At 46.1% G+C, this 486-nt stretch carries 2 tRNA genes; both read left to right on the top strand.

The window, feature by feature from the left end:
* Nucleotides 1–34: 34 nt before the first annotated feature.
* Nucleotides 35–108: transfer RNA gene (locus tag H6A13_RS13095), tRNA-Ile, on the top strand.
* Nucleotides 109–115: 7 nt separating this feature from the next.
* Nucleotides 116–188 (top strand) — tRNA-Ala (locus H6A13_RS13090).
* Nucleotides 189–486: the final 298 nt, after the last annotated feature.

Genomic DNA, 486 nt, shown 5'->3' with positions numbered 1-486 from the left:
AAAGAAAAAAAGTGGCGGAAGCCCTTTTTGGAACGGGCTTATAGCTCAGCCGGTTAGAGCGCACGCCTGATAAGCGTGAGGTCGGTGGTTCGAGTCCACTTAAGCCCATGTACCCGGGGGATTAGCTCAGTTGGGAGAGCGCCTGCCTTGCAAGCAGGAGGTCACGAGTTCGAATCTCGTATTCTCCATTTGATAATGATCAGTGCAGCCGATGCGGCTTGCAGACAGCCTTGCCAAGCTTGCTTGAGCATGGATGTCTGAGGAGACGCAGAAGGATATTCGGAGAATATCCGTGAGCGAAAAACTTTGTTTTGAGCTCTCGGCGAAACAGTGGTGATTATCAAACCATGTACCTTGAAAACCGCATATAAGAAACAAAAGATCAAAATATCTTGATCAAGACATCCGAGGTAATTGTTATAACAGGAAACTGTGTAATGATTACACACTTTGAAGAAAACAAAGCAAAAAATTGGCCGAAGACCA

The organism is Mordavella massiliensis, from assembly GCF_016902415.1.
Classification (GTDB): Bacteria; Bacillota; Clostridia; order Lachnospirales; family Lachnospiraceae; genus Merdimonas; species Merdimonas faecigallinarum.
Note: the sequence above shows the minus strand (reverse complement) of the source record. Positions and strands in the feature narration are given on the sequence as shown.